Below are 17,289 nucleotides of genomic sequence, written 5' to 3' on the forward strand. Positions count from 1 at the left end.
AAGACTACCCTCTTCGAAAAAATTCCCATGCAACCACCAATATAATCAACCCAAGTGACGCAGAAATTACCACAGAGCCTAAGTAAATTTGACTCAATTTTTCGAGATTTAATGCTTTATCTAAAAAAATTGGAATCGATATCCGAAGAAATTCTCCCGATATATTGGAGATCGATGCAATCAAGCGGCTTATCGATATAACTGCGATAGAACAAAAAATTATCAATTTCCACTGGATGACATTCGAAATCCCACTAATTTTTCCAAACATTATCTGTGATGAAGAATACTTCTTTATCACCTCAAGTGTATCTGCATTAATGCGGGAAAAAAACAATCCAATCAACACAGCTGCAATGGTCACCGATCTGATTAGGATTATTTTTTTGCCAGAACCGCTCTGGGCTTCTGCGGCAACCGGATTGGCCTCGACGGCCAGACCATTACCATAATGGATTATAAAATCGGTGCTTAGCATATCACAAATGTGAAAAAAAATAAGGAGCCCACACAACAAAAGATAGTCATATCGCGATCTTGTGGTGTTCATGTGGGCTCCTTACTTTTGTATTCACATCAGGTGTGGTGGTGAAGAAACTCTGATGTTAAATGTACAGCAATATAGATCCCCGCCACCGCAAGGTAGGGAAGTGCGCCACCTGCAATACATTCAATCTCATCATGAGAAAGAGTTCGGATTCCTTGCTGTTTTTGCATTACAGACCACCTCTATCAAACGTGGTGATGAAAGAATTCCGACAGCAGCCACGTTCCGCCGATGATTACCGGCACAGCAGCCAACGGAAGCGGGCCACCAGCAATCTCTTCAATCTCAACACAGCTCAACGGCTGGATGGCACAAGCGGATTCGAAGTTTGCAGTATTCATATAGGTCATGACATGCCTTTCATACCATGGGTCCGAAATCGGCACCCTGTTGCGACACGACATTCCGTGGGTAAGAGCTTGTAACTTGGCCCACCGAACGCCGGTGGACACAATGTAAATTCGCGACCAAAATGCCTATAGAACAGGCAGACTAGTACGGCTCTGCATGAAAGTGCCTACTGCCTTACTCCGACGGTTGCGAACGACTAAGGCAGTTTACCCCCGCATCACCTTCGCAAAGGCCGCAATCGCCGCAACCTCGTCCCCGTTCCACACCGCGCCCGAGACCGCGAGGAAATCCGCGCCCGCTTCGATCAGCGGCTTGCAATTGTCAGGCGTGATCCCGCCGATGGCGACGCAGGGGATTTCGAAGATCTGGCTCCACCATTGCAACAGTTCCACATCGGGCACCTCGGCATCCGGCCCCTTGTCCTTGGTGGTCGAGGGGAAGAACGCGCCGAACGCGACGTAGTCCGCCCCCGCCTCGCCCGCATTCATCGCCATGTGGCGGCTGGCGTGGCAGGTGACGCCGATCTGCGCCTCACGGCCCAATTCCTCGCGCGCGTCGCGGGGCGATCCGTCGTCCTGACCCAGATGCACCCCGTCCGCCTTGAGCCGCTTGGCCAGCGCAACCGAATCGTTGACGATGAAGGCCACGTCGTGCGCCGCGCAGATGGCTTGGAGCGGTTCAGCCAGCGCGGCCGCTTCGTGGCTGTCGACACCCTTCACCCGGAACTGGAAGGCGGTGACAAGGCCCTTACCAGCAGCCAGCGCGCGGTCGAGCCGCTGGGGAAAGGCGCCGCCCACATCGAGCGGGGAGATGAGATAGAGTTGTGTTTCGGTCATGGCGGAACCGCTAATCGCTCGCGCGGTCGCTGTCACCTGTTCAGCCGCGGCTCAGCCGCTGGCGCGCTTAACCGGGCGCATGAACCATCTGCTCCGCGCCGCCCTCCCGCTCACCCTCGCCGCCATCATCGGCGCCTGCGCGGTCATTCCCGATCGCGCGGGGGTGGAGAGCATTCCGCTGGCCCAAGGCAGCCCGGTTGCGCTGAGCCAGAGCGTGCGCGTCGGCGATTTGACCGTCACCCCGCAAGAGGTGGTGGAGGACAGCCGCTGCCCGATCAATGCCCGCTGCGTCTGGGCCGGGCGGTTGGTCGTGCGCACCCGGATTGATGGTACCGGATGGCGCGACACCGCCGACCTGACACTGGGCGAGCCCTTCGGCACGCATGGCACGGTCATCGCGCTGACCTCCGGCGAACCCGCGCCCGAAGCCGGAGCCGGGCGCGAGACCGCCAAGGCGGATTACCGCTTCACCTTTGAAGCGCGCTGAACGTCAGACGCTGGCGCTGGCAATCTGGTCAATCGCCTTGCCGAGGACGATGTTGAACTCCTCGTCCGACTGGCCCTTGCGCAGATCCTGCAACAGGCCGCGGCTGAAGCTGGCGATCATGCCCGGGTTCTGGGACAGGCGCGAACAGGCATCGTCGGTCGAGAACCCGCCCGACAGCGCGACCACGCGCAGCACCTTGGGGTGCTGGGTCAGCGGGGTGTAGAGCCCCGCCGTGGCCGGGATCGACAGCTTGAGCATCACCTGCTGGCCTTCGGGCAGCGTATCGAGAGCTTTCAGGATTTCAGCCAGCAGTATCGCTTCGCCCGCCGCGCGGTCATCGGACGTGATGTCATATTCCGGCTCGATGATCGGCATCAGGCCGGCCGCGATAATCTGTGCGCCCACCGCGAACTGCTGGGCGACGACGGCGGCAATCCCGGCCGGGTTGGCGGATTTGATGACCGAACGCATCTTGGTGCCGAACATGCCGGCCGCAACCGACTTTTCGAGCAAGGCGGCCAGTTTCACCATCGGCTTCATCAACTGCACGCCGTCCGCTTCGTCAGCCAGGCCTTCATCGACCTTGATGAACGGCACAATCCCGCGGGCCTTCAAGGCATCGCCGGTCGAGACGCCGTCGACCAGGCCGTCCATCGTCCGTTCAAACAGGATCGCGCCGATCACCTTGCCGCTGCCAAAGCAAGGCGAGGTGATGACGCGGGCGCGCATCGCGTGGATCTGCGCGAACATTTCCTCGTCGCCCGACCACTCGGCATCATCCACCCCGTAACCGCGCAGCGCCTTGGGCGTCGAGCCGCCCGACTGGTCAAGCGCGGCAATAAACCCCTGTCCGGTGGCGATGCGGGTCGTCATTTCGAGGGTGTTCATGGCTGGCTGTCTCCGGTGCGAAAGTGGTCTGAGGTGCGGCCCGTTTCGATCTGTGCATAGGTATGCAAAGACCCGATGACGCGCCTTTAGCGAGGCCTCGCAGATGCTGCAACCGCGAACACTGGCGCGCCCGGATCAGCGCCGCGCAAGGCGGCGAATGATGCCGGTAAAGCTCAGCGCAGGCTTGCCATCGCCGGTCACAAGCCCGCGCACAAAGATCGTCTTGCCGCCCCCGCGCGTAACCTCGCCGCGGGCTTCGACTAGCGCGCCGGGCTGGACCGAACCGAGAAAGTCCCCCGCCAAGTTCAGCGTCACCGCGTGGTCGCCGGCCAATTCGTCAGTGGCAATGGCGAACAAGGCAAAGTCGGCAAAGGTCAGCAAGCATCCGCCATGCATGAAGCCGCCGCCATTCATGTGCCGGGCTTCTGCGCGAAAGGCGCTGGTGTAGGAACCATCCGCCTCGCGCCGGTAGTAGAACGGGCCGGAGCGGGTCTCGAACGGATCGCCCTGCCAGTATCGCCACCCGGCAAACTCGCCGGTGTCCATCGTGCTCAATTGCCCGTAGCTGGTCTCGACCGCTTCACTCATCTTGATTTCCACAATTGCAGCTTGCTGACGGCGATGGCCACGCTGTCATCGGGATCGAGCCGTGCGAGGCTGAGATCGGCGAGCAGCATCGTGCTTGACCACATGCTCGTGCGGAACAGCGCCGAAACAAGGAACGCCCCCGTCCAAGGCCTGTTGCCGAGCATCAGGTCAAGCTCGGCCCCCGCGACAAACCAGCCCGCATCCCGGTGGCGGCGCGCGATCACTTCGCGAAAGGCGAAGCGGTTGCAAGCAAAGCCGCGCTCCATCGCCGCAAGGAAACTCGGTCGATCAAGCAGTTGCGGCGGGGTGCTGCCGACCAGCATCATGAAGTCGCGGGTGGTGAGCTTCTTCATTTCCTTGGGCGAACCGGCCACCCAGGCGCGCATGGCATTCAGCGCCAGTGCCTCAATTTCGGCTTCGGTCGTGGCCATGACTCAGATTTCGAGAGCAGCGACGCCAGGCAGCACACGCCCTTCCATCCATTCAAGGAACGCGCCGCCAGCGGTTGAAATATAGGTGAAATCCGCCGAAACACCCGCTTGCGCCAGCGCGGCAACCGTATCGCCGCCGCCCGCCACGCTGATGAGCGAACCTTCGAGCGTCAGCGCTGCGGCCGTGCGCGCCAGAGCGACGGTTGCGGTATCGAACGGCTCGGTCTCAAAGGCCCCCAGCGGCCCGTTCCACACAAGCGTACGGCAGGTTTTGAGCACATCGGCCAGCGCTTCGGTTGCCTGTGGGCCAAGATCGAGAATCATCTCGTCGGCGGCAACCTCGTGGACATTGCAGACCCGCAAGGTGGCGGGATTGGCGGCAAATTCCTTGGCCACCACCACATCATAAGGCAAGTGGACGGTGCATCCGGCGCGGTCAGCCTCGTCCATGATCCGGGTCACGGTGGGAGCCAGATCATGTTCGCACAGCGACTTGCCGACATCGATTCCGCGCGCGGCAAGGAAGGTGTTGGCCATGCCGCCGCCGATGATGAGGTGCTGCACCTTGCCCACCAGATGTTCGAGCACGGCAAGCTTGGTCGAAACCTTGGCCCCGCCGACCACCGCTGCCACGGGCGTTTCAGGCGAGCCGAGCGCGGCATCCAGCGCCTTCAACTCGGCTTCCATCGAACGTCCGGCGTAGGACGGCAAGAAATGGGTCAGCCCCTCGGTCGTGGCATGCGCGCGGTGCGCGGCGCTGAAGGCATCGTTGACAAACAGCGTGCCTTGCGCGGCGATGGCCTGCGCGAAATTGGGGTCGTTCCCCTCCTCACCCGGCCAGAAGCGGCTGTTATCGAGCAGGCCGATGTCACCTGCGCGCAGGATCGTACCGACCGCCTGCGCCACCACCGGGCCGGTGATTTCGGGGATGAACATCACCTCTTTGCCCAGCACGCGCTCGACATCGCCAATCACCATGCTGGTCGACAGCATGGATGAACGCTGCCCGCCCGGCCGTCCGAAATGCGCCAAAAGCAGCACCTTGGCCCCGCGCCCGGCGAGTTCAAGAATGGTCGGCTTGACCGCCTCGACCCGGGTCACGTCCGTCGCCGAGCCGTCCTTCATGGGAAGGTTGAGATCGACGCGCACCAGCGCAACCTCGCCGGTCAGATCGGCGGGCAGGTCGTCGAGTGTTTTGAAGCGTTTCACACAAATCTCCGTTCGCCCTGAGCCTGTCGAAGGGCCGTCCTTCTTTTTGAACCGTCGCTCAAGAAGAAGAGCAGTGCTTCGACAAGCTCAGCACGAACGGTTTAGGCAAGGCGTTCTACAAAAACTTTGCCATCACGCCGGCGGTGTCGATCATCCGGTTGGAGAAGCCCCACTCGTTATCATACCAGCTGACAACGCGGGCCAGCTTGCCTTCCATGACGCTGGTTTCCAGCGAATCGACTGTAGAAGACGCCGGGTAGTGATTGAAATCGCTCGAAACCAGCGGCTGGTCGGTATAATCGAGCACGCCCTTCATCGGGCCCTCGGCAGCAGCCTTCAGCGCGGCGTTGATTTCTTCTGCCGTGGTATCGCGCTTGGGCGTGAAGACCAGATCGATCAGCGACACATTGGGCGTCGGCACGCGCACGGATGAGCCGTCAAGCTTGCCCTTCAACTCCGGCAGCACCAGCCCCACGGCGCGCGCGGCACCGGTGGTGGTCGGGATCATGTTCTGCGCGCCTGCGCGGGCGCGGCGCAGATCGGAGTGGATCTGATCGAGCATCCGCTGGTCGTTGGTGTAGGAATGGATCGTGGTCATGAACCCGCGCTCGATCCCGATCACGTCGTTGAGCACCTTGGCCACCGGCGCGAGGCAGTTGGTGGTGCAGCTGGCGTTGGAGATGATCACGTCATCGCCCGTCAGCGTGTCGTGGTTCACACCGTAAACGATGGTCTTGCTGACGCCGGTCGCGGGTGCGGAGATCAGCACGCGCTTGGCCCCTGCGGCAAGATGCGGGCGGCTGGCTTCATCCGACTGGAAAAAGCCCGTGCATTCCAGCACGATATCCACGCCCATGGCGCCGTGCGGCAGGTTGGCCGGATCACGTTCCTTGGTGACCGCGATCCGCTTGCCATTGACGATGATCGCATCGCCATCGGCGGTGACCTCACCGCCGAAACGGCCATGGACGGAATCATAGGCGAACAGCAACGCGTTCGACTTGGCATCGGCCAGATCGTTGATTGCAACAAGTTCGAGATCATGATCGCTGCGCTCAAGAATTGCGCGCGCAACCAGCCGTCCGATCCGGCCAAAGCCGTTGATGGCAACCTTTGTGGCCATGATAAGTGCTCCTGATTAGCTGTTCAATTTGTTCTGGATTTGCGGGACGATCGCCGCAGCGGTAAGTCCGAAATGGGCATAGAGGTCGGCGATCGGCGCCGACGCGCCAAAACTGTCGATCCCGATGTTGAGGCCGTCCGTGCCGGTGTAACGCTGCCAGCCGAAGGTGCTGGCCGCCTCGATCGAAACAATCAGCGCGCCTTCGGGAATAATGTCGGCGCAGTAGGCGGCGTCTTGTTCATCGAACAATTCGCTGCACACCAGCGAGACGACATCGGCGCCAACGCCCCCCGCTTCAAGCTCGGCAGCGCAGGCCAGCGCGATTTCGACTTCCGATCCGGTCGCCAGGATCACAACCTTGCGCGGCGCATCGGCAGCCTTGACGCGGTAGCCGCCCTTGGCCGACAGGTTTTCGCCCGTTTCAAGCCGCAGCTGGGGGAGGTTCTGGCGGGTCAGCGCGAGAATGGTCGGACGGTCGGCCTGGCGCAGCGCGATCTCCCAGCACTCTGCGGTTTCGACCGCGTCGGCGGGGCGCATCACCAGCAGATTGGGCATGGCGCGCAGGCTTGCCAGATGCTCGACCGGCTGATGGGTCGGTCCGTCCTCGCCCAGCCCGATGCTGTCATGGGTCATCACATAAATGACGCGGCAATGCTGGAGCGCCGACAGACGGATCGCGCCGCGGGCATAGTCGGTGAACACCAGGAACGTGCCGCCATAAGGGATCACGCCGCCATGCAGCGCCATGCCGTTCATCGCAGCGGCCATGCCGAATTCGCGGATGCCGTAATAGACGTAGCGGCCCGCATAATTGTCGCGGTTGAAGGTGCCGATACCGCCGGCCAGCGTGTTGTTCGAGCCGGTCAGGTCGGCGCTGCCGCCGATGGTATCGGGCAGCAGCGGATTGAGCGCGCCCAGTGCGATTTCGCTCGCCTTGCGGGTAGCGATTTTCTGGGGCGCTGCGATCAGGCTGTCGATGTGCGCATCAAGGCTGAAGCCTTCCGGCAGATCGCCTGCCATGCGCCGTTCAAACTCGGCCTTGTGCGCCGAAGCCTCCAACCGGCCGGCCCATGCGCCATGGGCGGCACGGCCAGGTTCGGCGGCCATATGCCAGTCGGCAAGGATTTCGTCGGGGATCACGAAAGGCTCAGCCGTCCACCCCAGCGTTTCCCGCGCGGCCGCAACTTCGGCCCCGCCCAGGGCGGCGCCATGGGTGGCACTGGTGCCCTGCTTGTTGGGCGCGCCCTTGCCGATGACAGTGCGGCAGGCGATCAGCGAGGGGCGCGGGTCGGCCTTGGCCTCGAGAATGGCGCGCTCGATATCGGCGAAATCGTGGCCGTCACACTCGGCGACGTGCCATCCGGTCGCGGCGTAACGGGCCTTGATATCCTCGGACGTCGACAGATCGGTCGCGCCGTCGATGGTGATGCGGTTGTCGTCCCACAACACGTTCAGGCGGCCAAGGCCAAGGTGCCCAGCCAGACCAATGGCTTCGTGGTTGATGCCTTCCATCAGGCAGCCGTCGCCAGCGATCACCCAGGTGCGGTGATCGACCAAATCGTCGCTGAAGACAGCATTCAGATGCCGCTCGGCCATTGCCATGCCAACCGCCATTGCCAGGCCCTGCCCCAGCGGCCCGGTGGTGCATTCCACGCCGTCGAGCAGGAAGTTCTCCGGATGTCCGGCGCACGGGCTGGTCAACTGGCGAAAATTGCGGATGTCGCCAATCGTGGGTGCGGCGTAGCCGGTGAGGTAGAGCAGACTGTAGATCAGCATCGAGCCGTGTCCGGCCGACAGCACGAAGCGATCACGGTCGGCCCAGTGCGGCGCAGCAGGATCAAACTTCAGATGGCGCGTGAACAGCACTGTCGCCACATCCGCCATGCCCATCGGCATGCCGGGGTGGCCCGAATTGGCCGCCTCGACGGCGTCCATCGCAAGCACGCGAATGGCATTGGCCATCGGTTGAAGACGGGCAACGTCAATGTTCATGAGCGCGAAACTCTCCTGTTAGTGATCTTGCGCCTCGCCCGCAGCAGAGCGCCCAATGCGCGCGATTCGATCCCTGGTCACCGGTGCGCAGTGCCATTGCCGAGGCCAAGGATGAGGTCAACCTTGCGTGCACGCCGCATCACCCAATCAGGCCAAATACAGCGCTAGGCACTTATCAACAGCCCCCAGCAAGCCTTTGCGCCCAATGTGGTCTGTTGGTATTGCACGTCACATGACCGCCGACCGTATCGCATCTGCTGTGACCCGCATCGAAGCCGCGCTCGCGCGCATCGAAGCGGTGCGAAGCAGCGCAGCCAGTCAGGACAACCGGCCCGCCAGCGGATCGGCGCGGGTGGTCGAGCTGGTCAATGTTCATGAAAAGTTGCGCGAGCAGGTGTCTGAAAGTCTTCGCGAACTTGATGATCTGTTGGCCAAGCTGGAAGACTGACCGGCGATGAGCACTGTCACCCTCAGCATCGGCCCCAAGAGCTACACGATTGCGTGCGCCGATGGGCAGGAAGCCCACATCAAAGCCTTGGGCGCGATGATCGCCGAAAAATATGCGCAACTCGGCACCGCGCGCGCGCCGCTGGAGGCGCAGAACCTGCTGTTTGCCGCGTTGTTCATGGCCGACGAACTGGCAGAGGCGCGCAAGCTGATCGCATCGCCCCCTGCCCCTGCGAGCGAGCCGGACACGGACGAGCGTGACGCGCTGAGAGAGCGCGTGGCAGTGCTTGAGGCCGAGCTCGCCGCAGCGCTCGATACCGCTGCCATTGCCGAAAAGCTGGAAGCACTGGCCGCGCAGGCCGAAGCCAGCGCCGCGGCGCTTGAAGCTGACGCCGCGAGCGCCTAAGTATAGCGGCGGCGGGACTGCCCGGCACGAGCCGATTGAATATCCCTGAGGCTATAAGTAATCCAAATGGGAGCTGTCCCTGCCCTTGCGTGCCGGTTCGTCCGGAACTCTCGGGCACACGGCGCCCACCTGACGTACCACGCGTCAGAGGATTTCTAGCGCAAACGACCCATGGTGGTTCCGTCACTTTCTTGTTGTCCGCATCGCCTCCGCGATGCGGTTCCTCCGGGAGCCCGGCCTCTTCCGGGGCCACCCCTGCGGGCGGCCGGTCGGCCTTGCGGCCCTTTGGGCCGTTCTGATCCTCTCCCTTGGGGGAGAGGGACCATCCGCAGGATGGTGGAGGGGCGAGCTGGGGGTTGATCTTGCCGCCTTCCGGTCGCGGGTCTACCGCTTTCTCCGATGACCAGCCTTAGCAAATCCGAACTCCGCCGCACCCTTCGCGCTGCCCGCAAGGCCCATGTTGACGCGCTGCCCGATTCCATTCGCGGCCTGCTGTTTCACCGCCCGCCGGCCCCGCTGCTTGCGCGGATCGGGGATGAGGCGGTGATTGGGCTCTATCATGCCGGAGCCACCGAGGCTCCTGCAGGCGGCTATGCGCGGTTCTTCCATGATGCCGGGCACGCGATCGCCCTGCCCCGATTTGCCGCGCGCGGGGCCGCGATGACTTTTGCCCGCCACACGGACCCCTATTCGCACGACGATCTGGAGATCGGCCCTTTCGGCGTCCTGCAACCCTTAGCCGAGGCCGAGCCGCTGGTACCCGACATCCTGTTCGTGCCGTTGGTGGGCTTTACCCCCAACCTCGACCGATTGGGGCAAGGCGGCGGGCACTATGATCGCTGGCTGGCGGAACATCCGCCGCAGCTGGCCATTGGGCTGGCATGGGATGCGCAAACCCGCGATGCCCTGCCAACCGAACCCCATGACGTACGGCTTGATATGGTCGTCACCCCCACCCGGATTTACGGAAACCTGTGATGCGTGAAACCCCCACCTGGCGAATCCCGTTCGGCATTGTCAGCCTGTTCATCGCGCTGATGGTCTACGGCGTCGTAATCGCCCGCTATGCGCCGAGTTACATCGGGCGCTGGTCGGGCGGCGCACAGACGGTTGTTTATGTGGTGCTGGGCCTGATCTGGCTGCTGCCCTTGCGCAATTTCCTGATCTGGATGGAAACCGGCAGCTGGAGCGCGCCCAAGGCGCCCCTGACGGATCAGGACAGCGCAAAAGAAAAGGCGGACTGACGCCCGCCTTCACAGTGCCATTTCGGCCGTTCCAGAAACAAGTGGCGCGAGTGACGGGACTTGAACCCGCGACCTCCGGCGTGACAGGCCGGCGCTCTAACCAACTGAGCTACACCCGCGCATCTTGTTTCTTTCAGCGTCCCGGCGATGCCGTCCCGCTGTCGGAGCAGCGCCATTAGGGCGGTCGGTTCGGGCTGTCAACGCCCTCAATACCACCTTTGACGCAATATTTTTTCCCTACTCTACCAGCAGCAAAGCAGGCGTCTCGATCAGGCGCTTGACCGCCTGCACAAAGCTGGCCGCATCATGCCCGTCGACCACACGGTGATCGCAGGAAATCGAGATATTCATGAGCTTGCGCTTGGCGATTCGCTCGCCCCCCATGCCGTCAGAAACGAACATGGGCCGCTCAACGATACGGTTGGGTCCGATGATCGCGACTTCGGGGCGATTGATGACCGGCGTGGTCGCCACGCCGCCAAGCGGGCCGAGCGAGGTGATCGTCAGGGTCGAACCGGAAAGTTCCTCCGATGTCGCCTTGCCGCTGCGGGCGGCTTCGGCGAGCCGGCCGATTTCGCGGGCCAATTGCCACAGGTTGCGGCTTTGCGCGTCGCGAATCACCGGCACCATCAGCCCGGCATCGGTCTGCGCCGCCATGCCGAGATGCACCGCACCGTAACGGGTGACGACATTGGCTTCGTCATCATAGCGCGCGTTGATCATCGGGAAATCGGGCACCGCCTTGCAGATCGCGCGGATCATCAGCGGCAACATGGTGAGCTTGGGCTTATCGCCGCGTGCCGCATTCAACTGCGCGCGCAGGACTTCCAGATCGGTGACGTCGCATTCTTCGACATAAGTGAAATGCGGAATGTGACGCTTGGCCGCGGCCATGTTCTGGGCGATGCGTTTGCGCAGCCCGATCACCTTGATCGTCTCGTCGGCGCGCGCTGTGCCGCCCGCGCCGAAGCCGCTGCTGGCGTTATAGGCGAGGAAGGCATCAAGATCGCCGTGGCGCACGCGGCCATCTTCGGCAGGTTTCACCTCGGCCAGATCAATGCCCAGATCACGCGCGCGCTGGCGCACGGCGGGCGAGGCAAGGACCTTCGTACCAGCATCCGTTCGCCCTGAGCTTGCCGGAGGGCTGTCCTTCTCTTCTGGCAACGGATCGGAATTGAAGGACGGTGCTTCGACAAGCTCAGCACGAACGGGTTCTGAGGTTTCGGCCTCACCCTCATCGGACATTTCGTCTTCGATCTGCTCGGCCGCGGCCTCGGCCTGCTCCTCGGACGCCTCGCCCCCATGCTCGCCGTCGACCTCGATCACCAGCAGCATCGCGCCGATGGCGATCACATCGCCAACCTCGCCCGCCACTTCGACGACCGTGCCCGCCACCGGACTTTCGATGTCGATCGTCGCCTTGTCGGTCATCACGTCGACGAGGTGTTGATCCTCCTCGACCCGGTCACCAACCTTGACGTGCCATTCGACGACTTCCGCCTCGGCCACGCCTTCGCCCACATCGGGCATCTTGAATGTGAATTTCGCCATGGCGCCGGTCAATCCTTGAGAAGCTTGTCGATAGCCTCGCCGATGCGGACAGGGCCGGGGAAATAGGCCCATTCGAGGCTGTGGGGATAGGGCGTGTCGAAGCCGGTGACGCGTTCCACCGGGGCTTCGAGGTGGTAGAAACAGCGTTCGGTCACCAGCGCGGAAAGCTCTGCACCGAAGCCGCTGGTGCGGGTCGCTTCGTGGACGATCATGCAGCGGCCGGTCTTTTCAACCGAAGCCTCAATCGCCTTGATGTCGAGTGGCACGAGCGTGCGCAGATCGAGGATGTCGGCATCCACGCCCTTGGCCTCGCACACGGCCTGCGCCACGTGAACCATCGTGCCGTAAGCCAGCACGGTGAGCTGTTCGCCCTCACGCACATGCCGCGCCTTGCCGAGCGGGATCTTGTAATAGCCTTCAGGCACCACACTGTCGGGATGCTTTTTCCACGGTTCGACCGGCTTGTCGTAAAAGCCGGTGAAGGGGCCGTTGTAGATGCGCTTGGGTTCGAAGAAGATCACCGGATCATTATCTTCGATGGCCGCGATCAGCAGCCCCTTGGCATCATGCGGGGTCGCCGGGATCACGGTTTTGAGGCCCGCGACATGGGTGAACAAAGCCTCGGGGCTCTGGCTGTGGGTCTGGCCGCCGAAAATCCCGCCGCCAAAGGGCGAACGCACGGTGAGCGGCGCGATATAGTCGCCCGCCGAACGATACCGCAGGCGTGCCGCTTCGCTGATCAGCTGGTCGAGGCCGGGGTAGATGTAATCGGCGAACTGGATTTCGGGGACTGGCCGGAGCCCGTAAGCCCCCATCCCCACTGCCGCACCGATGATGCCGCATTCCGAAATCGGGGTATCGAACACGCGGTTCTTGCCGTGCTTGGCCTGAAGTCCGGCGGTGGCGCGGAACACCCCGCCGAAATAGCCGACATCCTCGCCCATGATGATCACATCGGGATCACGGGTGAGCATGATGTCGAGCGCTTCGTTGATCGCCTCGATCATGTTGAGGCGGCGTTCAGCGAGGACGTCCTCGCCCACGGTGGCCGGTTCTTCACTCATCCGAAGGGCCTTTCGGTGCCGAACTTGGTGATGCGTTCGCGGATCGCCTGATCGGCCTGTTCTTCCAGATGCCAGGGCAATTCTTCGTACACATCCTCGAACATGGTGTGGAACGGGTGGTGGAGGCCGTGGCCCAGAATGCCGTTCTTCTCGGCTTCCTTGGTGGTGGCCTTGACCTCTTCGGCGCAGGCGAGGTCCATCGCGGCATGGCGTTCCTCGTCCCATTCACCGATGGCGATGAGGTGCTTTTTCAGGCGCGTCACCGGATCGCCCAGCGGCCATTCTTCCCGTTCCTGCGCGCTGCGATAGCCGCTCGGATCGTCAGAGGTTGAATGGCCTTCCGCGCGGTAGGTGAAGTATTCGATCAATGTCGGCCCGTGGTTGCCGCGGGCGCGGTTCGCCGCCCATTCGGCCGCGGCATAGCAGGCGAGCGCATCATTACCGTCCACCCGCAGCGCGGCGATCCCATAGCCAAGGCCTCGCGCGGCAAAGGTCGTGCGTTCACCACCGGCAAATCCCGAGAAGCTCGAAATTGCCCACTGGTTGTTGACAACGTTGAGGATGACCGGCGCGTTGTAAACCGCGGCAAAGGTGCAAGCCGCGTGGAAATCGCCCTCGGCCGTGGAGCCTTCGCCCACCCAGGTCGCCGCGATCCGGCTATCGCCTTTGGCCGCGCTCGCCATCGCCCAGCCCACCGCTTGGGGGCACTGGGTCGCAAGGTTGCCGGAAATCGTGAAAAAGCTGTGCTCGCGGCTCGAATACATGATCGGCAGCTGGCGGCCCTTCAGCTTGTCGGCCTTGTTGGAATAGATCTGGTTGATCATTTCCAGCAGCGGATAGCCGCGCGCGATCAGGATGCCCTGCTGGCGATAGCTGGGGAACACCATGTCATCGCTGGCGAGCGCCATGGCGGGCGCGATCGAGGTCGCCTCCTCGCCGGTGCACTTCATGTAGAAGCTGGTCTTGCCCTGCCTTTGCCCGCGGAACATGCGTTCATCAAAGGCGCGCACCATCGCCATGTGGCCCAGCATGGCGCGCAGGGTGTCCGGGCTGAGCCGCGGGTTCCACGGGCCGTGGGCCTGATGATCATCGCCCAGCACCCGCACCAGCCCATAGGCCAGACCCGCCATTTGCGACGGATGAACACCTTCATCCGGGCGCGGCTGATCGCCGGGCGCACCAATATCGATATGCGAAAAGTCCGCCTGATCGCCGGGACGATATTTCGGCTCGGGCACATGCAGACTAAGCGGCTGACGGTTCGTCTCTGCCGGTATTGCTGGCGGTTTCGCTGGATCGGCCATGCGCCTTGCTTTCCCCTCGCCGTTGCCCCGCCGCGAGCGAGTGCAATCATTGCTTGTATACGTATTTTTATTTCAACACAGGCGCGTGGTCAAGGCGGGTGCAGCGGTCGGGGCTAAACCGCAACAGGGGCAGTGATCGGTGGCAGCGGCGCGTAATCATGCACCACGAAATCCTCGATCCGGTAATCGAAAATTGTTTCAGGGGTGCGCGTGATTTCCAGCCGGGGATGGCCCTGCGGCTGCCGCGCCAGCTGTTCCTCGATCAGATGCGCGTGGTTCAGATAGAGGTGCACATCGCCTCCCATCCACACCAATTCGCCCGGCTCCATCCCCACCTGCTGCGCCATCATCCGCGTGAGCAGCGCGGCCGACCACAGGTTGAACGGCAGGCCCAAGGCCACATCACAGCTGCGCTGATAGAGCAGGCAGTTCAGCCGGGCCTTCTCACCCTCCCCCGCCACATGGAATTGGTAGGTCTTGTGGCACGGCGGCAGCGCCATACGGTCCAGCTCGGCGACGTTCCAGCCTTCAACAATGTGGCGGCGGCTGCCGGGGCTGGTGCGCAAGCTCTCGACCACCGCAGCGATCTGGTTGATGCCCTCGCCCTTTTCATAAAGACCATCGGCGCGGTAACGATAGGTGGGCCAGTCGACCCATTGCTTGCCATAGACCGGGCCAAGATCGCCCCAGCGCAGCGCGAAGGCTTCGTCCCCGGCGACGCGCGCCACGAAATCATCGAGGCTGATCGCATCGCCCGTTTCCTTGACGTAGCGGGCGTGCGGCCATTCGTTCCAGATTTTCACGCCTTGCAGCACGAGCGGGCGGATATTGGTGCTGCCGGTCAGGAACCACAGCAGCTCGCGCGTGGCGGTTTTCCAGTAGACCCGCTTGGTGGTGAGCAGCGGCATCGCCCCGCCTTCCAAATCGAATCGCAGCAGCGCACCGCACACGGATCGCGTGCCGATTCCGGTGCGGTCGATCCGCTCGCTGCCGGTTTCCCAGGTCGCTCGCATCAGATCGAGATATTGCTGTTCGGGGTGCGGTGTCACGGTGCTGGAACGGGGAATCGCAGTGCTGGCCATGCCTTCTGCTATAAGCCGCAATTGCCCGCTTGCCACCCCGCGCATCGCCTCCTATAGGGCGCGCCTTGCCTCGTCCCACGCACGGCTTTGCCGACGCGGGAACGACACGGTCGGGGAGTAGCTCAGCCTGGTAGAGCACTGTCTTCGGGAGGCAGGGGCCGGAGGTTCGAATCCTCTCTCCCCGACCAATAAATTCAGACATTTACGGCTCCTTTGGCTGTAGTGATCTCCGGTGAGGCTCCGGTGAAAGCTCCCGGGGCCAGCGCCTCAATCTGGTCTATAATCTCCTCTGTGGCCCGCATTGCAAGCCCCATGTAGTCAGGCCGGGCGGGCGCATACAAATCGCTGATGTCGCCCTTCTGGTGGCCCATCATGAGCTTACCCTGAGGCCATTGTGTTTCGCCAAGCATCGGGCGGACTAAGTTTGCCATCGACCGGCGAATGAGTTTCGGACCTGTTTCGCGATCTCTCGGTAGGCACAGCTCATCTTGCATTGCTTCAAAGGCTTTGCGCACAGACTTAACCGGCACGAAGAAGCCATCGCTATCTCTAAAGAGTTCCACAATCTGACGAGGTGCCGGAATTACGGGGCGATACTTCTTGGTCTGAACCCTGTTCGCAGGATTGAGGGATATGGCCTTGGCCAACGGATCCCACTGCTTCCGGCTTGGATCGACGGAAAAGTCATATGCTGCGTCCAGCCGACACCACGTCGCGACGGAAAATTGCAGAAATCTCAGAAGAGAATGGCGCTGCGTGCGGACCTTCGAAGCAATCTTCGGCGACCACCTCTTCTGAGTAGTGCGCTTCGGGTTAAGGCAATAATCGAACATCATCGCCAATTCGAGTACGTCAGACCGATACGACGGTGACTTGCTGACTTCCTCGGCCTTCAGCGCCTGAACCTTAGCCGGGAACTTCACATTTTTATGTTTGTATGCCAGATTTATTGCAGCGATTATCTGTCTTACTGAACCTTCTGTCGTGCCCAAGGCTCGCTGACGAATTTTTCGGTTTTTGCCTTTGCCCGTGACAACTTTCTTCTTCTGGGACCAGTCTCGAAAGTCCGTAATCAGCCGTTCGTCCACATCCCCGCAAAAGATTGAGGTCTTGTTCTTTTCTTCGAGAAAGGCCTGGAAATGAGCAATGCGCGGACGAACGGTGCCGAAACACTCGGTGCCATGTTTTTCAGTCAGGTAATCCGCAAGGGCCTCCACAAGCAGGTAATCGACGTCCCCCGCGATCTCATGTCCGCAACATGGACAAATCGTCTGGCCGCGTTCTTGCTGAAGGTAGAATCGGTCAAGTTTGGGACTTATACCAGCGCGCTAAGATGCTGACGCATCACGCGTTGTAAATGCTCAGGCGCCGCACGGGCTTAACCAAGGCACAATAAGTCAAGCTCATCGCGCCTTGGTATTAGCTGTCATTCAGGCCGAGCAGCTCGAGCGTCCGCCGTTGTCAAAACCCGATGTTCGAGTCCGTCTCGCGCTTTCCATCCAGAAAGAGGAACTCTGGCCGTCTCCGAGCTGACAACTTTCGAGGCAGCGGGTAGTGGATCGCACTCGCGCGTCAATTGGCGCGACGAGGTAACGGGTAATGAGGAGAAAGGGGCTCTCATGCCCCAGCGGGGCTAATGCGTTGGTCGCGTCCCGGCAGGTGGTGTAGGTTATGAGGGTAGCGCTGCTGGCCGGACGCGCGCTTTCGATATTGCGCTGTAGCGTCCGGCCAGCAGCGCG

Annotated in this window: 20 protein-coding genes, 2 tRNA genes and 1 other RNA gene; 7 read left to right on the forward strand and 16 right to left on the reverse strand. The window is 61.9% G+C overall.

Translation table 11 applies throughout. The features are described 5' to 3' along the window. Window positions 1-4: 4 nt before the first annotated feature. The 4 genes from C0V72_RS16175 to thiE all read right to left on the reverse strand — a co-directional run bounded on the left by C0V72_RS16175 (window position 5) and on the right by thiE (window position 1,734). Window positions 5-550 (reverse strand): hypothetical protein, encoded by a 546-nt coding sequence (locus C0V72_RS16175; protein WP_143704530.1) that lies wholly within the window; start codon window positions 548-550, stop codon window positions 5-7. Window positions 551-576: 26 nt separating this feature from the next. After that, window positions 577-717 (reverse strand): hypothetical protein, encoded by a 141-nt coding sequence (locus C0V72_RS16345; RefSeq protein WP_172438916.1) that lies wholly within the window; start codon window positions 715-717, stop codon window positions 577-579. A gap of 15 nt (window positions 718-732) precedes the next feature. Further along, entirely contained in the window at window positions 733-897 is a 165-nt protein-coding gene (locus C0V72_RS16350; protein WP_172438917.1) for a hypothetical protein, read from the reverse strand. 207 nt (window positions 898-1,104) lie between these two features. Beyond that, the gene (thiE, locus tag C0V72_RS05260; protein WP_101792173.1) at window positions 1,105-1,734 is read right to left on the reverse strand and encodes a thiamine phosphate synthase; all 630 of its coding nucleotides are present in this window, start codon (window positions 1,732-1,734) and stop codon (window positions 1,105-1,107) included. A 79-nt stretch (window positions 1,735-1,813) separates the two neighbouring features. Between thiE and C0V72_RS05265 the strand changes: the two genes are divergently transcribed. Beyond that, window positions 1,814-2,221: a hypothetical protein gene (locus C0V72_RS05265; protein WP_143704531.1), complete on the forward strand. Its 408-nt coding sequence runs from the start codon at window positions 1,814-1,816 to the stop codon at window positions 2,219-2,221. Between the two features lie 3 nt (window positions 2,222-2,224). Here the strand turns inward: C0V72_RS05265 and C0V72_RS05270 are convergent, their stop codons facing one another. The 6 genes from C0V72_RS05270 to tkt form a co-directional block, all read right to left on the reverse strand. Beyond that, window positions 2,225-3,109, reverse strand: coding sequence for a fructose bisphosphate aldolase (locus C0V72_RS05270; RefSeq protein ID WP_101792175.1), 885 nt, complete (start codon window positions 3,107-3,109; stop codon window positions 2,225-2,227). 135 nt (window positions 3,110-3,244) lie between these two features. After that, window positions 3,245-3,697 carry a PaaI family thioesterase gene (locus tag C0V72_RS05275; protein ID WP_101792176.1) on the reverse strand — a complete coding sequence of 151 codons (453 nt, stop codon included), beginning with the start codon at window positions 3,695-3,697 and terminating at the stop codon, window positions 3,245-3,247. Further along, window positions 3,694-4,128, reverse strand: a complete 435-nt coding sequence (locus C0V72_RS05280; RefSeq protein ID WP_101792177.1) for a hypothetical protein — start codon at window positions 4,126-4,128, stop codon at window positions 3,694-3,696. The genes C0V72_RS05275 and C0V72_RS05280 overlap by 4 nt, the downstream gene beginning before the upstream one ends. Before the next feature lie 3 nt (window positions 4,129-4,131). Continuing rightward, window positions 4,132-5,337: a phosphoglycerate kinase gene (locus C0V72_RS05285; protein WP_101792178.1), complete on the reverse strand. Its 1,206-nt coding sequence runs from the start codon at window positions 5,335-5,337 to the stop codon at window positions 4,132-4,134. Window positions 5,338-5,452: 115 nt separating this feature from the next. Further along, window positions 5,453-6,460 (reverse strand): type I glyceraldehyde-3-phosphate dehydrogenase, encoded by a 1,008-nt coding sequence (gene gap, locus C0V72_RS05290; RefSeq protein WP_101792179.1) that lies wholly within the window; start codon window positions 6,458-6,460, stop codon window positions 5,453-5,455. 15 nt (window positions 6,461-6,475) lie between these two features. Next, a complete protein-coding gene (gene tkt, locus C0V72_RS05295; RefSeq protein WP_233999788.1) occupies window positions 6,476-8,452 on the reverse strand; it encodes a transketolase in 1,977 nt (658 codons plus the stop codon). A gap of 232 nt (window positions 8,453-8,684) precedes the next feature. On the opposite strand from tkt, the gene C0V72_RS05300 reads away from it, so the two are divergent. From C0V72_RS05300 to C0V72_RS05320, 5 genes are all read left to right on the forward strand, one after another. Beyond that, complete coding sequence (locus C0V72_RS05300; RefSeq protein WP_101792180.1) at window positions 8,685-8,900, forward strand: hypothetical protein; 216 nt, start codon at window positions 8,685-8,687, stop codon at window positions 8,898-8,900. 6 nt (window positions 8,901-8,906) lie between these two features. After that, entirely contained in the window at window positions 8,907-9,305 is a 399-nt protein-coding gene (locus C0V72_RS05305) for a cell division protein ZapA (protein ID WP_101792181.1), read from the forward strand. A gap of 11 nt (window positions 9,306-9,316) precedes the next feature. After that, window positions 9,317-9,490, forward strand: a non-coding RNA gene (ssrS, locus tag C0V72_RS05310) — 6S RNA. A gap of 214 nt (window positions 9,491-9,704) precedes the next feature. Further along, window positions 9,705-10,283, forward strand: a complete 579-nt coding sequence (locus C0V72_RS05315; RefSeq protein ID WP_101792182.1) for a 5-formyltetrahydrofolate cyclo-ligase — start codon at window positions 9,705-9,707, stop codon at window positions 10,281-10,283. Continuing rightward, window positions 10,283-10,549, forward strand: a complete 267-nt coding sequence (locus tag C0V72_RS05320) for a DUF2842 domain-containing protein (protein ID WP_101792183.1) — start codon at window positions 10,283-10,285, stop codon at window positions 10,547-10,549. Before C0V72_RS05315 ends, C0V72_RS05320 begins: the two co-directional genes overlap by 1 nt. 42 nt (window positions 10,550-10,591) lie before the next feature. On the opposite strand, the gene C0V72_RS05325 is transcribed toward C0V72_RS05320, so the two are convergent. The 5 genes from C0V72_RS05325 to thyA form a co-directional block, all read right to left on the reverse strand. Further along, window positions 10,592-10,668 (reverse strand) — tRNA-Asp (locus tag C0V72_RS05325). A 118-nt stretch (window positions 10,669-10,786) separates the two neighbouring features. After that, window positions 10,787-12,100: a dihydrolipoamide acetyltransferase family protein gene (locus tag C0V72_RS05330; RefSeq protein ID WP_101792184.1), complete on the reverse strand. Its 1,314-nt coding sequence runs from the start codon at window positions 12,098-12,100 to the stop codon at window positions 10,787-10,789. Between the two features lie 8 nt (window positions 12,101-12,108). After that, complete coding sequence (locus C0V72_RS05335) at window positions 12,109-13,164, reverse strand: alpha-ketoacid dehydrogenase subunit beta (protein WP_101792185.1); 1,056 nt, start codon at window positions 13,162-13,164, stop codon at window positions 12,109-12,111. Next, the gene (locus C0V72_RS05340; protein ID WP_101792186.1) at window positions 13,161-14,468 is read right to left on the reverse strand and encodes a 3-methyl-2-oxobutanoate dehydrogenase (2-methylpropanoyl-transferring) subunit alpha; all 1,308 of its coding nucleotides are present in this window, start codon (window positions 14,466-14,468) and stop codon (window positions 13,161-13,163) included. Before C0V72_RS05340 ends, C0V72_RS05335 begins: the two co-directional genes overlap by 4 nt. Window positions 14,469-14,581: 113 nt before the next feature. Further along, a complete protein-coding gene (gene thyA / locus C0V72_RS05345) occupies window positions 14,582-15,550 on the reverse strand; it encodes a thymidylate synthase (RefSeq protein ID WP_101792187.1) in 969 nt (322 codons plus the stop codon). Window positions 15,551-15,661: 111 nt separating this feature from the next. Here thyA and C0V72_RS05350 point away from each other — a divergent pair. Continuing rightward, window positions 15,662-15,738 (forward strand) — tRNA-Pro (locus C0V72_RS05350). A gap of 6 nt (window positions 15,739-15,744) precedes the next feature. On the opposite strand, the gene C0V72_RS05355 is transcribed toward C0V72_RS05350, so the two are convergent. Continuing rightward, window positions 15,745-16,767, reverse strand: a complete 1,023-nt coding sequence (locus C0V72_RS05355) for a phage integrase SAM-like domain-containing protein (protein ID WP_143704532.1) — start codon at window positions 16,765-16,767, stop codon at window positions 15,745-15,747. Between the last annotated feature and the right edge of the window lie 522 nt (window positions 16,768-17,289).

This window comes from Porphyrobacter sp. TH134, assembly GCF_002855495.1.
Classification (GTDB): domain Bacteria; phylum Pseudomonadota; class Alphaproteobacteria; order Sphingomonadales; family Sphingomonadaceae; genus Erythrobacter.

Bases quoted from the DNA above. Each gene is read 5' to 3' on its own strand.
- tkt (WP_233999788.1), bottom strand. From the start codon at position 8,452: ATGAACATTGACGTTGCCCGTCTTCAACCGATGGCCAATGCCATTCGC.
- C0V72_RS05300 (WP_101792180.1), top strand. From the start codon at position 8,685: ATGACCGCCGACCGTATCGCATCTGCTGTGACCCGCATCGAAGCCGCG.
- thiE (WP_101792173.1), bottom strand. From the start codon at position 1,734: ATGACCGAAACACAACTCTATCTCATCTCCCCGCTCGATGTGGGCGGC.
- C0V72_RS05340 (WP_101792186.1), bottom strand. From the start codon at position 14,468: ATGGCCGATCCAGCGAAACCGCCAGCAATACCGGCAGAGACGAACCGT.
- C0V72_RS16175 (WP_143704530.1), bottom strand. From the start codon at position 550: ATGAACACCACAAGATCGCGATATGACTATCTTTTGTTGTGTGGGCTC.
- C0V72_RS16350 (WP_172438917.1), bottom strand. From the start codon at position 897: ATGACCTATATGAATACTGCAAACTTCGAATCCGCTTGTGCCATCCAG.
- C0V72_RS05335 (WP_101792185.1), bottom strand. From the start codon at position 13,164: ATGAGTGAAGAACCGGCCACCGTGGGCGAGGACGTCCTCGCTGAACGC.
- C0V72_RS05270 (WP_101792175.1), bottom strand. From the start codon at position 3,109: ATGAACACCCTCGAAATGACGACCCGCATCGCCACCGGACAGGGGTTT.
- C0V72_RS16345 (WP_172438916.1), bottom strand. From the start codon at position 717: ATGCAAAAACAGCAAGGAATCCGAACTCTTTCTCATGATGAGATTGAA.
- C0V72_RS05330 (WP_101792184.1), bottom strand. From the start codon at position 12,100: ATGGCGAAATTCACATTCAAGATGCCCGATGTGGGCGAAGGCGTGGCC.
- thyA (WP_101792187.1), bottom strand. From the start codon at position 15,550: ATGGCCAGCACTGCGATTCCCCGTTCCAGCACCGTGACACCGCACCCC.
- C0V72_RS05320 (WP_101792183.1), top strand. From the start codon at position 10,283: ATGCGTGAAACCCCCACCTGGCGAATCCCGTTCGGCATTGTCAGCCTG.
- C0V72_RS05265 (WP_143704531.1), top strand. From the start codon at position 1,814: ATGAACCATCTGCTCCGCGCCGCCCTCCCGCTCACCCTCGCCGCCATC.
- C0V72_RS05280 (WP_101792177.1), bottom strand. From the start codon at position 4,128: ATGGCCACGACCGAAGCCGAAATTGAGGCACTGGCGCTGAATGCCATG.
- C0V72_RS05275 (WP_101792176.1), bottom strand. From the start codon at position 3,697: ATGAGTGAAGCGGTCGAGACCAGCTACGGGCAATTGAGCACGATGGAC.
- C0V72_RS05305 (WP_101792181.1), top strand. From the start codon at position 8,907: ATGAGCACTGTCACCCTCAGCATCGGCCCCAAGAGCTACACGATTGCG.
- C0V72_RS05315 (WP_101792182.1), top strand. From the start codon at position 9,705: ATGACCAGCCTTAGCAAATCCGAACTCCGCCGCACCCTTCGCGCTGCC.
- gap (WP_101792179.1), bottom strand. From the start codon at position 6,460: ATGGCCACAAAGGTTGCCATCAACGGCTTTGGCCGGATCGGACGGCTG.